The following is a 12,431-nucleotide window of genomic DNA, read 5'->3' as shown; positions in this document are numbered from 1 at the left end:
GTCATAAGCATACATAGCGATAAAATAAGCTAAGAAATAAACAAAACTAATCTTGTAAGGTAGCTGAAATATGGCGATCGGAGAATATAAGCCTGGTTTAGAAGGGGTTCCTGCAACCCAGTCAAATATAAGTTATGTTGATGGGAAAGCAGGTTTGCTTGAATATCGAGGTATCCGCATTGAGGATCTTTGCAAGCATAGCCATTTCCTAGAAACCAGCTACTTACTAATCTTCGGTGAATTGCCAAAAGCTACACAACTAGAAGAATTTGAGCATGATCTCACCCATAGAAGAAGAATTAAGTATCGCATTCGCGACATGATTAAGTCATTTCCCGATAATGCTCATCCGATGGATGCACTGCAAACAAGTGTTGCAGCTTTAGGGATGTTCTATCCTTTGGGTAATTTCCATGATGCAGACTACATTTATCAGGCGACAGTAAGACTGCTAGCAAAAGTGCCAACGATGGTAGCGGCTTTTCATATGATGCGTCAAGGTAATGATCCTGTAATGCCTCGCGATGATTTGGACTATGCTTCTAATTTCCTCTACATGTTAAATGAGCAAGTTCCTGATCCTCTCGCCGCTCGTATTTTCGATGTGTGTCTCACTCTTCATGCCGAGCATACAGTTAATGCTTCTACCTTTGCCGCTTTAGTAACTGCTTCTACCCTGACTGATCCCTATGCGGTAATGACTTCGGCGATCGGGACTTTGGCAGGTCCTTTGCATGGCGGAGCAAATGAGCAAGTAATGATGATGCTCGAAGAAATTGGCTCAGTGGAAAATGTAACGGCTTACCTTGAGCGCAAAATTGAGCGCAAGGAGAAGTTAATGGGCTTTGGACATCGGATTTATAAAGTCAAAGATCCTCGTGCGATCGTTTTACAGGACTTAGTACATAAAATGTTCGACGAGTTCGGTCATGATCCTTACTATGACATTGCCCTAGAACTAGAAAAGCAAGCCTTTGAGAAACTATCTAGTAAGGGAATTCACCCAAATGTGGATTTCTATTCAGGATTGGTTTACAAAAAGTTGGGTATTCCTAGTAATTTGTTTACGACTATTTTTGCGATCGCTCGTGTTCCTGGTTGGCTAGCGCATTGGAAGGAGCAACTATCAGATAACCGACTTTTCCGTCCAACACAGGTATATACAGGACTACATGATGTAACTTATAAGCCAATTGAAGATCGTTAAGTTCAGATATAGATGGTGCAATGCACCATCTATTCTGTTAGTTTTGATCGCCTACCGATTAGCCAATAGGTTTTCATTTCGCCGCGTCCTTTCACCTCGATATTACCTCTTGACTCCAATAAGTATTCATCCTTCAATCGTTCATAGGTTGCATCTGTCACCTGAATATAACCAGGTTTCCCATGTGACTCCATGCGAGAAGCAACATTAACGGCATCACCCCATAAATCATAGATAAATTTCTTGATGCCAATTACACCTGCGATCACTGGCCCAGTATTAATCCCAATCCGAAGTTCAATAGATTCACTGAGAATGCTAGAAGAGTTTTGCATATAGGCTTGCATATCTAACGCCATATTTGCGATCGCCTCAGCATGATCGTCTCGTGAAATTGGCAGTCCACCTACTACCATGTAAGCATCACCAATTGTTTTGATTTTTTCTAGTCCATACTTTTCGGTCAGATGATCAAAAGCCGAGAAAATTTCATTTAGTCCTGTAACTAGCTGCATCGGTTGCATTCGAGCCGATAAACTAGTAAAACCAACAATATCTGCAAACAGAATCGTTGCATCCTCAAAATGCTCGGCAGGAGATTCATTTGTTTGTTTGAGTCGATTTGCGATCGAAGCTGGTAACACATTCAGTAATAGCTGCTCTGAACGTTCCTTTTCCTTTCTTAGTTCTGCTGTGCGTCGTTCTACTCTTTCTTCTAACTCCTCGTTAGCAATACGAAGGGATTCTTGACTTTGATAAAGAGCCGCAAATGATTCCTTCAATTGCAATGTCATATGGTTGAAAGACTGGCTTAAAGTAGCAATTTCGACAATGGCACTACTATTAATCTGTTGTTCTAAATTACCTTTAGCAATTTGTTCTGAGGCTTTGGCAAGTTGCAACAATGGTTGGGAAATCCAATGTGCAGCTCGAATACCAAGGAGAATAGAAATAGCCAGCGCAATCAAACATAAGAAAATTGTGTTCCGATTATTTTGATTAATTTCGGTCATAAAGTCATTTTCAGGCACGACGACCACTGTTAACCAATCAATGCCCTGCCCATCTTTAATTGGTAATACTTGAACATAGTGCCAATCACCATCACTGGCTTGAAACTTCAGATGTTGACTACCATTAATCGATTGAAAGTTTCCAAATTTTTCGAGTAAATGTTGGGCTGTTGCCTTGATAATGGGATTTGTACTTTGAGCCGCTGCAATTCTTTCAATTGTGCGATCGTCTCCTTCACCAATCACTCTAAATGGTTGAGCAATAGTTGAACTTGCGACTAAATTTCCCGATCGCTCAAGAATAAAGCTTTGACCATGAGCACTAATTTTCAAATGGTTAATGAAGTCTGTAATCTGTGTCAAGCGCACATTAATACTTAACACACCTAGCAAATTTCCTTGACTATCGAACACTGGAGAAACAGGTGAAATTCCCAATACGGTATTTTTGCTTGAGAAAAACGGATAGATTTCACTCCAAGTTGGCTTACCAGATTGCTTGGCAGCTTTGTACCAAGGACGAGTGCGCGGATCATACTTAGCGGTTTTCAAGAGTTTTTGGCGTTCTCCTGTATTGTCGAGAACGTAGGTTTCTCTCTGGGGAACTGTTTCACTAGTTACTATTTTAAGTTGCACAGTACTATCATCTTGATATTCCACCCCGACAAACTCTCCTTGTTCATTACCATAGGATAGATATCCTTCAAAGTTACCTTTATGAACTACTTGCCAAAAATAACGTCGTAACCCTTCAAAATCCTTAAGGTTAAAGTTCCCACTTAATATACTGGCGTTAGTTAGCCAGAGGGTACTCTGAGATTTATTGAGATAACCAATCACATGCCGTTCGATCCGAGCGCTAATTTCTCCATTTAACTGATCAGCTAAAACATTTACGGCTCGCTGTCCATTCCGAAATGATAAATAACCAACTATGCTAACTGCAGCAAAAATTTGTACGACAAAGGGAATGACAATAGTTGTTCGCAATCGGAACTTTGGGGCAGAGGTTTTAGCGACGCTCATAGATTGGCAAGATTTTTAATTAAGATTATTGCAGTTAATCATTACTAAAATCATCGGACATTTGCACTGTATTACAGCAAACAACGATTACTTACAGTTAATACTAATTATGTAAGGCTACAGACAATCATGCTGTCAATAATCTGGCAAGTAACGCACAGTCAATAATTCAACTCCAATGTAATTTCGACTTACAAGCTTTACAATGTAAATAATGTAAATGTAAATTAGCAAGTTAAACTCAACAACATCTTCTAATGCCTCAACTTACTCGCAACCAACTGATTGAAATTTTTCGTGAATCAGCGAATAATTTAGAGTTGTTTCCCTTAGACAATGCGTCTACATTAGATCGGTTTGCGATTGAGTACGATTTAGAGACTTTAGAAGAACTGGCGGCGTTAGTTGAAGATAGCCCCAGTCAATCGAGCAAAATTATTTTTAGTGGTCACACTGGTTGCGGTAAATCTACTTTACTGGCGGCACTAGCTCAGAAATTACATGATCGCTTTTTTTGTAGTGCGGTTTTCGATCGCGAATACGATTGAGAATGCAGATGTAAATCACGTTACGATTTTGTTTACGATCGCCTTAAAGATTATGCAGGAGGCAGAAATTCAAAATGTGAAAATTTTGCCCAAAACCAAAGAGGTTTTACTCAATTGGTTTGCCAAAAAGACAAAATCTGAAGAGGTGAAAGTAACGGGTGAGGCTAGCATTGGGGCAAAACTATTAGAATTAATTGGCTTAAAACTCAAAGTTGATGCTGTGATTCGACAGGAAATCAAGCAAGAATTTGAAAGAAAGGTATCGGAATTAGTTGCGAAGTTAAATGAGATTGCGGCAATCGCTAATGGGGCAAGTGGTAAAAATATTCTGGTAATTATTGATGATATCGATAAGCTAGAGATACCAGTAATTCGCGATGTTTTTATCAATAATATTAAGGCTCTATTTCTACCTAATTTGCAAATTATTTACACATTGCCGATCTCGGCTTTGCATGACAAAGATATTGTGCCTATATTAGAGACGGAAACAAGCGATCGCATAGTACCGATGCGCGTTTTGAAGCTATATAAAAAAGGTGAGAGTCGTCATCCCGATCCTACTCCTGTTGCGAAAGTTGTTGCCACACTTGAGAAGTTATTGGCAAAGCGAATTGATTTAGAACTATTTGAACCAGACGCATTGCAGAAAGTGATTGCCTATAGTGGCGGCGTGTTGCGCGAGGTGATTCGGATTGTGCAGCAGTCTTGTCGGATTTGTTTGCGTCAGTTGCGATCGCTACCCGAAGACGCAGATGTGAGCAATTTAAAGATTTCGCTGACGGTGGTTGAGGAAGCGGCGAATAATCTGCGATTGCAAATGTCACGTCCTTTGGGAAAAGTAGACTATGAGATTTTAAAAACGGTCTATCAAAATTATGCGCCTGATGATCCCCGTGATAGTGAGTTTTTGGGACTGCTAAAGGGTTTGCCTATTTTGGAATATCGCAATGCGCGAGAATGGCATGATGTGCATCCGTTGTTGTGGCAATTAATTCAAGAGCGGTTGACACCTTAAGGATATGACAAAGCAATGGAACAGAATGGAGTCGATAATGAAGTTTCTTTTTTAGATTTGCTCGTTGCGGTTGAGACGAGTAATAAGCATTTAAGTTTGTTACTTGCTGTATGCGATCGCGATCGCTTGCGAAGTTCTTTAACTGAGCGCTATGAGCAGGAATTAGCCTCAGAGGGTATCAAATCCTATCGGGTAAAGATTGATCGCCAAGAACCAAGTTTATTTGCAGCAATTAATCAACTAGTTGAAGCAGAACCCTATTTACAGGCTGTGAACCCTGCGGTGATTACGGTGGAGGGAGTAGTGAGTTTGTCGAGTTTTGCGTCAGAGGGTGAGCGATCGCCTGTTGATAAGTTTTTGGGATATTTGCAATGGACTAGGGAGGGAATGCGTCAGTTTGCATTTCCAATTGTGATTTGGGTAACGGAACATATTCACAATGAAATTTCGCGCAAAGCCCAAGATTTCTACAGTTGGCGACAGGGTGTGTTTTTCTTTGAGTCTATTCAAGAGGAGCCAATTGTACCGATTGATATTGAGCCAATTCATTTTCCAGAACCTGAGTCTGATGATTTGGATCTGCCGATTGATGAGTTATTGTTTTATATTGCTCAACGGGAGGCGGCGGGTCGAGAAGATGCGAGTTTGGCTACGTTTTACACGTTATTAGCAAGAGCCTATAAGCGCGATAATCAAATTGATCAGGCAATTTCTACTTGGCAAAAAGCAATCGATCTTCAAGAAAAGCTTAATCTCTCTCTAGAACTTACTCATAGTTTGAATGAATTGGGATTTCTGTATTAGTAATTGCTCAACCTATAGAAAACAATGATTTGAGAGGATTCAAAGCGATAAGAATGGACTCAAAAGCAGAAAAGCCTTGTCTTTTTCCAGTATTGACAATGGAACGAACAGCCGCAAATAAGTCACGCCCCCAATCGGAGCGAAAACCATTCGTAACTTTTCTAAAAATGACACTCCAACGTAAAGCCTGTTCGCTAGAGTTATTAGTTGGCGGGATGGTGTGGTCATCCAAAAACAGAAATAAGTTTTCTCGTAATTCTAGATATCGCTTCTGTAATCTAAGTCCATCTTCTTGAGTAGGTAACAGAGCTAAAATATTGTCGAGGTCTCGATACAATCGACATCGATATTGATAACGAGTAGAGTCAGCTAAATCCGACCATCGCCTTCGCAGCACCAAAGCTCGTAGCAGCAGCTTTTTCATCCTGCCAGAGAAAATCTGGTCTCCTGCATCAATTCCATACTGACAATCTCTGAGTTGATGGGCAAGACAAACTTGCCATTCTGTCGCTGGATTGGTCTTTTGGGCGCTAAACAAATCTGATACCCACACCTCTGGTTGATGCTCTGCCATCACTTCGGCGATGACATCTGCGCCTCTAGACGGTCGGATGATATGAAAACATACTTGTTCGTTCTGAAATACCCATTCCCATTGATTTTTACCGTTTACCCTTGCTCTGGTTTCGTCACTGCATACTAGACGAGATGTTTTTAGGGCTTGGAGTATTCCTGTCACCTCCGACTCTAGTTGTCCTTTCACCCTTGTTAAGAGATTGGCGATACCTCCTTCTGATATCTCTAAGCCAAATACTTCACTCAGCATTTGCTGCATTCTTCCATAGCTTATACCGTGACTGTATCTCATCGTTGTCACTAGGGCAGCTATTCTTTCTCCAAAGGGACTTCCTACTTCAAGTCCTACGGGTAATGCTGCGATTTGTTCCTGTCCACAATGCTCACACTTGCATCCATACCTTTCGATTCTGGTAACGATGGGCTTGATTGGTGGTATATCGATCTTGTCGTATCGTTCCAGTAATACCTGCATTGATTCAGCGATCTCTTTCCCACATTCTGCACAACTTTTTACAGTTGCTTTGAGCGTTTGGTCTGGATTTTCACTCAGTTGACGACCTCCTCCATCTCTTCCTATACTTCCTGCTCGTTTGCCTTCTGTTTCTTCTGGATTATTGATTTCCGCTTTAAATCCTTTGGCTGGTGGCAAACTTGAGTTCTTTGAAGTCTTCTTTGGTTTCTTTTCTAACTGTTTCTGTAGTTTTTGTAGTTCTTCCCATAACTTAACTATCAAGGCTTCTTTTGCCTCGTCTGTTAGTTCTTTTAGGTTGGGTAGTTCTTTCATTTCTTTAATTTATCAGCTTTTGCCCCTTTGTCAATTTTCCTACGTTGAGCTATTACCTGTATTATTACCAAGGAAAGTACAACAAAGCCGAACCTCTCTATCTGCGATCTCTCGAAATCAGGGAACGGGAACTAGGAGTAGAACATCCCAATGTCGCCATTAGTCTCAACAATCTCGCAGAGCTTTACCAGTCACAAGGGAAGTACGGCGAAGCTGAAACCCTGTATTTGCGATCTCTCGATATCAAAGAACATCAACAAGAAGTAGACCATCCCGATGTCGCCATTAGTCTCAACAATCTTGCAGGGCTTTACCAGTCACAAGGGAAGTACAGCGAAGCTGAAACCCTCTATTTGCGATCTCTCGATATCAAAGAACATCAACAAGAAGTAAACCATCCCGATGTCGCCATTAGTCTCAACAATCTTGCAGGGCTTTACCAGTCACAAGGGAAGTACAGCGAAGCCGAAACCCTTTACTTGCGATCTCTCGAAATTATGGAAAGGGAACTAGGATTAGAACATCCTAATGTTGCTACCAGCCTCAACAATCTCGCATATCTTTACAAATCGCAAGGTAAGCGCAGCGAAGCCGAACCTCTTTATAGGCGATCACTGGAAATCAGGGAACGGAAACTAGGAGCAGAGCATCCCGCTGTCGCCATCAGTCTCAACAATCTTGCAGGACTTTACGATTCACAAGGGAAATACAGCAAAGCTGAACCTCTCTATGCACGATCCTTAGCAATTTTCGTGAAAACCCTCGGACAAGATCATCCCAATACCCAAACAGTAACGTCTTCTCTAACGTTGTTAAGACTGCGAATCTTAACAGGTTTTGATCCTGCTACATTAGAGTAAATAATCCCGATGAAATAGAGCAAATGCTGCAACAAATAATGTCCGATGGCGAAAAAAATTAGAGAACTAAAAGCAATGCTTTTAAAAGCTGGCTTCACCTATCGCTCTGGCAAAGGTAGCCATACCGTCTGGAGTCATCCTAAACTAGAATATAGCCTCACCCTATCAGGCAAAGATGGCAACGATGCCGATCGCTACCAAGAAAAAGACGTAAGAAACGCACTACGAGATATTGACCAACAAAACGAAGGAGAACATCCATGAATCGTAACTACAGCATTTCTATCCAATGGTCAGAAGAAGATAGCAAATTTATCGCTCACCTGCCCGAATTTGGTCCCTATGCTCACACTCACGGTGATACCTACGCTAACGCCCTAGAAAATGCCTTAGAAGTTTTGGAATTATTAATCGAAGATTACACTGCTCGTCACAAACCATTACCAACACCACGCATAATTAAAAAATCTGACTTCATTGCTGCTTAATTTAAGATTAGGCTATGCCTCTGAACACAAAACACTAAAAATTTCTGACCTATTTGTCCACAAACGTTGAAATAGTGACTCAAGCCTAATCCTGTAGAATGGATAGCAATAAAAGCTCTATCACAATTTCTTAATGCTGGAAGTCCTGCAATCAACCATTGATGGTATCGCTGTCGGCAGCATTATTGCGCTTGCCGCAGTCGGTTTAACGCTTACCTATGGCATCCTCCGCCTTGCTAATTTTGCTCATGGTGACATTCTCACCCTCGGCGCATATCTTGCCTTTCTCGCCAATACTACCCTCAAACTTGACATTTGGTTATCGATCGCCCTTGGTAGTGCTATCTCCATCGTCTTAGTATTAATCTGCGAAAAAATCCTCTGGCAACCATTACGAGCCAAACGCGCCACATCAACCACGATGATGATCGTCTCGATTGGTTTAGCATTGGTGATTCGTAATGCGATCATCCTAGTTTGGGGCGCAAAACCGCAGAAGTATAATCTGCCAACTTTCCCTGCGATCGATGTGTTTGGCTTAGCAATCACCCGCAATAAAATGGTGGTTATCGTGGCTGCGATCGCAATCATCGCAGGACTTTACTATTTATTGCAAAACACTAAAATCGGTAAGGCGATGCGAGCAGTTGCCGACAATCCTGAACTTGCAAAAGTAGCAGGGATCAATGTGAATGCGGTGATTATCTGGACATGGATAATTGCAGGGGGCATGACCGCCTTTGGTGGCAGCATGTACGGATTGATTACCAACTTGCGTCCGAATATGGGTTGGTTCTTGATTTTGCCTATGTTTGCGGCAGTAATTTTGGGCGGGATTGGTAATCCCTATGGCGCGATCGCAGGAGCCTTAATTGTCGGTATTTCTCAAGAAGTGGCGACCACCTGTCCTGCGGCTTTGGGAGAATTACAGAAATACTGCATTGGCACAGAATATAAACTGGGCGTAGGTTTAGTGATTATGATTTTGGTGCTACTCTTCAAGCCGCAAGGATTATTTAAAGGAACGATATAAACATTTATAGCTGTCGCCATGCTTGTTAGGACATAAAAACCAAATAGTGAGAGGCGGCGCTTCGCGCCGCCTCTCACTAAAAGCCCTGCTTTGCAGGGCTTTTAAATGTTTATTGCACCAATTCACCTAAGCAATCAATCAATTCACCAACGATAATTGGTTTACTCAGATATCCATTTGCACCGAGGCTGATAGCTTTCTGGCGATGGCGATCGCCTGTACGCGAAGTTAACATCACTACAGGGATCGTATACCAGAGATCATGGGTGCGAATAGTTTGGAGCAGATTAAATCCATTCACTTTTGGCATTTCCACATCAGAAATAACCATCGTCACTTTGCCTTCAAGGCGATTAAGTACATCAATCGCTTCTTGACCATCACGACAAGCCATCACTTCAAAATCTAATTGTTTTAATACCCGCTCCAACATATTACGAGTAGCGATCGAATCTTCGGCAATCACAATGGTTTTGCTTACTGTTTGATTTACCTCTTGACGAATATTTTGATTGTCATGAGTAGATATCTGACTAGATGCTTGATTTTTAGTTTTACGGCTATTTTTAGTATTGCTTTTTTGCACAAATACATTCAAATTGTCAGGAATTAAAACGGGTACAACTTGTCCTGTACCTAAAATGGTGCAACCAGCCAGATAATTAGGCGTTACAACACTACGATCAAAGGGTTTCAGAATTAATTGTCGCTCTTCAATAAGCGTATCGATCGCCACGGCGATGGGAATATCATTACGATTGAGCACTAAACAAACTTTAGAATTTAATGATTCGCTATTTTGATAACTATAGGGTAAAGCTTGTTTGAGATGAATTAATGGAATAAACTTTTTCCGCCAAGCAATTTCTACTGAATTATTTTCATAGTAAATTTGAGCTTCGGCATAGGGGAAAATATCTAATACATCATTGGCAGGAATAGCGATCAGGTTTTCACCGATCGCACAGATTAATAAGGTAATCAAACTCAAACCAAGCGGCAATCGAATCGTGAAAGTTGTGTCTTGACCCTGCAATGTCTCAACTTGGATATTGCCCCGCAAACGATTGATCTGTGATCGCACAATATCCAATCCCATCCCCCTTCCAGAGATATCACTAACAATATTACGTGTCGAAAAATGGGGCTGAAATATAAGATTCAGAATTTCCTGACGTGGGATTTTACCAATCGGGATTTCGGCTGGACAAATATTATTTTCGACTGCTTTTTTATAGACACTATGAAGATTAATCCCATCACCATCATCTTGCAGAGAAATTACAACTTGGTTACCAGCAATAGCTGCACTCAGAGTAAGCACAGCAACTTCAGATTTACCCAAGGACAATCTGATTTCAGGTGGTTCTACACCATGATCAAAAGCATTGATTAATAGATGATTAAGTGGTGTCTGTAGCTGCTCTAGAAGAACTTGGTCAATGAGAACATCTTCTCCACGAATGACTAGTTCAACTTGTTTATTATAGCGTTGACAAAGGCGCTTTAGCTGTGGCAAGAACCGACTAGCAAGGGTTTTAAATGGGACAAGACGTGATTGGGTAAGTTGAGCATAAAGGCGATCCAAATCTTGTCGTAAGTATTCAATTTCTTCGCCCAAATCTCGATAGCTCAGATCAATATCAGCACGACTTTCTCGAACTCTGAGTAAAACTTCTTGCAAATTTTGGAGAGTACTATGGGAAGAAGAGTATTGATCAAGTTCTAATTGATCAAAATCATCATCTACTGCCTTTAATTCTGATGCATGAGATGCTAAATCCTCTGATTTAGTATCTCCTTGAGAATTGTTAGTTAGCCTAGCGATCGCCAGTTGATCGTAAACAGTTTGCACTTGCTCCTGCAACGGAATCATTTGCAAGACCAGAGCCTGTAAATTTTTGTTGGTTTGACCTAATTGTTGCTGTTGTCGCAGCAACCGTTCATGACGCAAAATCATTTCTGCGACAGTGTTAGTCATACTTTCAATTTGAGCCGAGGGAATCCGCAAATAGGAAATTGCTTCAGTCGAATTGGCAGTGCCTGTTGGTACTTTAGTTCCCATCTGAGGCGTGGCGATCGCTTTTTCTTCTAGTGGTAAAATTAGCTGAGGCGATAACTCTGAGACTATTTCTGGCGCTTGTGCTGATGGATATAGATATTGCAGGCGTTGCGATCGCAAAGTACTAATTACAACTTGCACTTCGGACAAGAGACTGGAGATCGATGGTTCTTGGTGAAGAATTGCTTCAAATGGCTCCACAATGTTAATGAGCCAATCGAGACTTAAGGTATCACCAAGGAGAAGACATTCTTCACAAAAACATTGGAGTTCATCTCTAATTAGGGTTTCAGACAAATTAGAACTAGATAATAATTTAGCTTCTACTTGCTTAATACAGGATTCCAAATCCTTTTCTAGAGAAGATCTCACAATAGAATTAATTTTCGATTTAGGCTTACTAAAATCATTATTGACTGAACTAGTAACAGCTTTATGTTGAGAGGCAGCAAGATGAGAGGCAACTTGAAATACGCCTTGAGATTTCTCTACTATAGGTTTAGAACCTAAGCTTTCAGACTCTCCATAGTTACTTTCGTGAATAATTAAGGGTTCTTGTTGCTGATCCTTGACGATCGCCAATAACGCATCGAAACTGTGAAGAAGCTCTTGATCAATTTTAATGTCAGCCAAAGTATTAGTAGGCAAGCTAATCGCCTGAGCAAGTACCGCCGCTACTTCATCTATACCATTACTCAAAACTTCAGCAATCATCGTGCGATCGCCGAATTCATGGTGTTGCAAAATTTCCAATACATCTTCTAATTTATGGGCGAGTTCGCTAAGACTGCTCAATTCCGCGATCGCCGAACCACCTTTGAGAGAATGCGCTGCGTGCATCAAGAAAACATAATCAGGTTGTCCCGATTGAATTTGGGCTAGCCCTTTCTGGAGATTTGCTAAATAGACAGGTGCATCTTCGTTAAGAAAGCATTGACGGGTTTCAATCGCAATCTCATGTAAAACCTCTGGATTTAAAGTTCTCATTGGCATAATATTGCAATTGTGA

At 41.1% G+C, this 12,431-nt stretch carries 11 protein-coding genes; 8 read left to right on the top strand and 3 right to left on the bottom strand.

Annotation, left to right across the window (positions count from 1 at the left end):
• Positions 1-70: 70 nt before the first annotated feature.
• The gene (locus ABM313_RS20005) at positions 71-1,207 is read left to right on the top strand and encodes a citrate synthase (protein WP_434684916.1); all 1,137 of its coding nucleotides are present in this window, start codon (positions 71-73) and stop codon (positions 1,205-1,207) included.
• A 29-nt stretch (positions 1,208-1,236) separates the two neighbouring features.
• Here ABM313_RS20005 and ABM313_RS20000 read toward each other — a convergent pair whose 3' ends face one another.
• Positions 1,237-3,246, bottom strand: coding sequence for an adenylate/guanylate cyclase domain-containing protein (locus ABM313_RS20000; RefSeq protein WP_434684915.1), 2,010 nt, complete (start codon positions 3,244-3,246; stop codon positions 1,237-1,239).
• A gap of 257 nt (positions 3,247-3,503) precedes the next feature.
• Here ABM313_RS20000 and ABM313_RS19995 point away from each other — a divergent pair, with 257 nt between their 5' ends.
• From ABM313_RS19995 to ABM313_RS19985, 3 genes are read left to right on the top strand one after another with little or no spacing between them, the layout of a single operon-like run.
• On the top strand, positions 3,504-3,794 hold the full coding sequence (locus ABM313_RS19995) for a hypothetical protein (RefSeq protein WP_434684914.1): 291 nt from the start codon (positions 3,504-3,506) through the stop codon (positions 3,792-3,794).
• A complete protein-coding gene (locus ABM313_RS19990) occupies positions 3,748-4,812 on the top strand; it encodes an ATP-binding protein (protein WP_434684913.1) in 1,065 nt (354 codons plus the stop codon). The genes ABM313_RS19995 and ABM313_RS19990 overlap by 47 nt, the downstream gene beginning before the upstream one ends.
• Before the next feature lie 15 nt (positions 4,813-4,827).
• On the top strand, positions 4,828-5,616 hold the full coding sequence (locus ABM313_RS19985; protein WP_434684912.1) for a hypothetical protein: 789 nt from the start codon (positions 4,828-4,830) through the stop codon (positions 5,614-5,616).
• Positions 5,617-5,623: 7 nt separating this feature from the next.
• On the opposite strand, the gene tnpC is transcribed toward ABM313_RS19985, so the two are convergent.
• Positions 5,624-6,979: an IS66 family transposase gene (gene tnpC, locus ABM313_RS19980; protein ID WP_434684645.1), complete on the bottom strand. Its 1,356-nt coding sequence runs from the start codon at positions 6,977-6,979 to the stop codon at positions 5,624-5,626.
• A gap of 44 nt (positions 6,980-7,023) precedes the next feature.
• Between tnpC and ABM313_RS19975 the strand changes: the two genes are divergently transcribed.
• From ABM313_RS19975 to ABM313_RS19960, 4 genes are all read left to right on the top strand, one after another.
• Entirely contained in the window at positions 7,024-7,839 is an 816-nt protein-coding gene (locus ABM313_RS19975) for a tetratricopeptide repeat protein (RefSeq protein WP_434684911.1), read from the top strand.
• 45 nt (positions 7,840-7,884) lie between these two features.
• Positions 7,885-8,103: a type II toxin-antitoxin system HicA family toxin gene (locus tag ABM313_RS19970; RefSeq protein ID WP_434684910.1), complete on the top strand. Its 219-nt coding sequence runs from the start codon at positions 7,885-7,887 to the stop codon at positions 8,101-8,103.
• On the top strand, positions 8,100-8,327 hold the full coding sequence (locus tag ABM313_RS19965; protein WP_434684909.1) for a type II toxin-antitoxin system HicB family antitoxin: 228 nt from the start codon (positions 8,100-8,102) through the stop codon (positions 8,325-8,327). The genes ABM313_RS19970 and ABM313_RS19965 overlap by 4 nt, the downstream gene beginning before the upstream one ends.
• A gap of 133 nt (positions 8,328-8,460) precedes the next feature.
• Positions 8,461-9,360 carry a branched-chain amino acid ABC transporter permease gene (locus ABM313_RS19960; protein ID WP_434684908.1) on the top strand — a complete coding sequence of 300 codons (900 nt, stop codon included), beginning with the start codon at positions 8,461-8,463 and terminating at the stop codon, positions 9,358-9,360.
• 109 nt (positions 9,361-9,469) lie between these two features.
• Here ABM313_RS19960 and ABM313_RS19955 read toward each other — a convergent pair whose 3' ends face one another.
• Positions 9,470-12,409, bottom strand: coding sequence for a hybrid sensor histidine kinase/response regulator (locus tag ABM313_RS19955; RefSeq protein WP_434684907.1), 2,940 nt, complete (start codon positions 12,407-12,409; stop codon positions 9,470-9,472).
• Positions 12,410-12,431: the final 22 nt, after the last annotated feature.

Source organism: Pseudanabaena minima str. Chao 2107, from assembly GCF_051131155.1.
Taxonomy (GTDB): domain Bacteria; phylum Cyanobacteriota; class Cyanobacteriia; order Pseudanabaenales; family Pseudanabaenaceae; genus Pseudanabaena; species Pseudanabaena minima.
Note: the sequence above shows the minus strand (reverse complement) of the source record. Positions and strands in the feature narration are given on the sequence as shown.

Excerpts from the sequence above, each read along its gene's own strand:
- ABM313_RS20000 (WP_434684915.1), bottom strand. The coding sequence starts at position 3,246 with ATGAGCGTCGCTAAAACCTCTGCCCCAAAGTTCCGATTGCGAACAACT.
- ABM313_RS19970 (WP_434684910.1), top strand. The coding sequence starts at position 7,885 with ATGGCGAAAAAAATTAGAGAACTAAAAGCAATGCTTTTAAAAGCTGGC.
- ABM313_RS19990 (WP_434684913.1), top strand. The coding sequence starts at position 3,748 with ATGATCGCTTTTTTTGTAGTGCGGTTTTCGATCGCGAATACGATTGAG.
- ABM313_RS19955 (WP_434684907.1), bottom strand. The coding sequence starts at position 12,409 with ATGAGAACTTTAAATCCAGAGGTTTTACATGAGATTGCGATTGAAACC.
- ABM313_RS19960 (WP_434684908.1), top strand. The coding sequence starts at position 8,461 with ATGCTGGAAGTCCTGCAATCAACCATTGATGGTATCGCTGTCGGCAGC.
- ABM313_RS20005 (WP_434684916.1), top strand. The coding sequence starts at position 71 with ATGGCGATCGGAGAATATAAGCCTGGTTTAGAAGGGGTTCCTGCAACC.
- ABM313_RS19995 (WP_434684914.1), top strand. The coding sequence starts at position 3,504 with ATGCCTCAACTTACTCGCAACCAACTGATTGAAATTTTTCGTGAATCA.
- tnpC (WP_434684645.1), bottom strand. The coding sequence starts at position 6,979 with ATGAAAGAACTACCCAACCTAAAAGAACTAACAGACGAGGCAAAAGAA.
- ABM313_RS19965 (WP_434684909.1), top strand. The coding sequence starts at position 8,100 with ATGAATCGTAACTACAGCATTTCTATCCAATGGTCAGAAGAAGATAGC.
- ABM313_RS19985 (WP_434684912.1), top strand. The coding sequence starts at position 4,828 with ATGGAACAGAATGGAGTCGATAATGAAGTTTCTTTTTTAGATTTGCTC.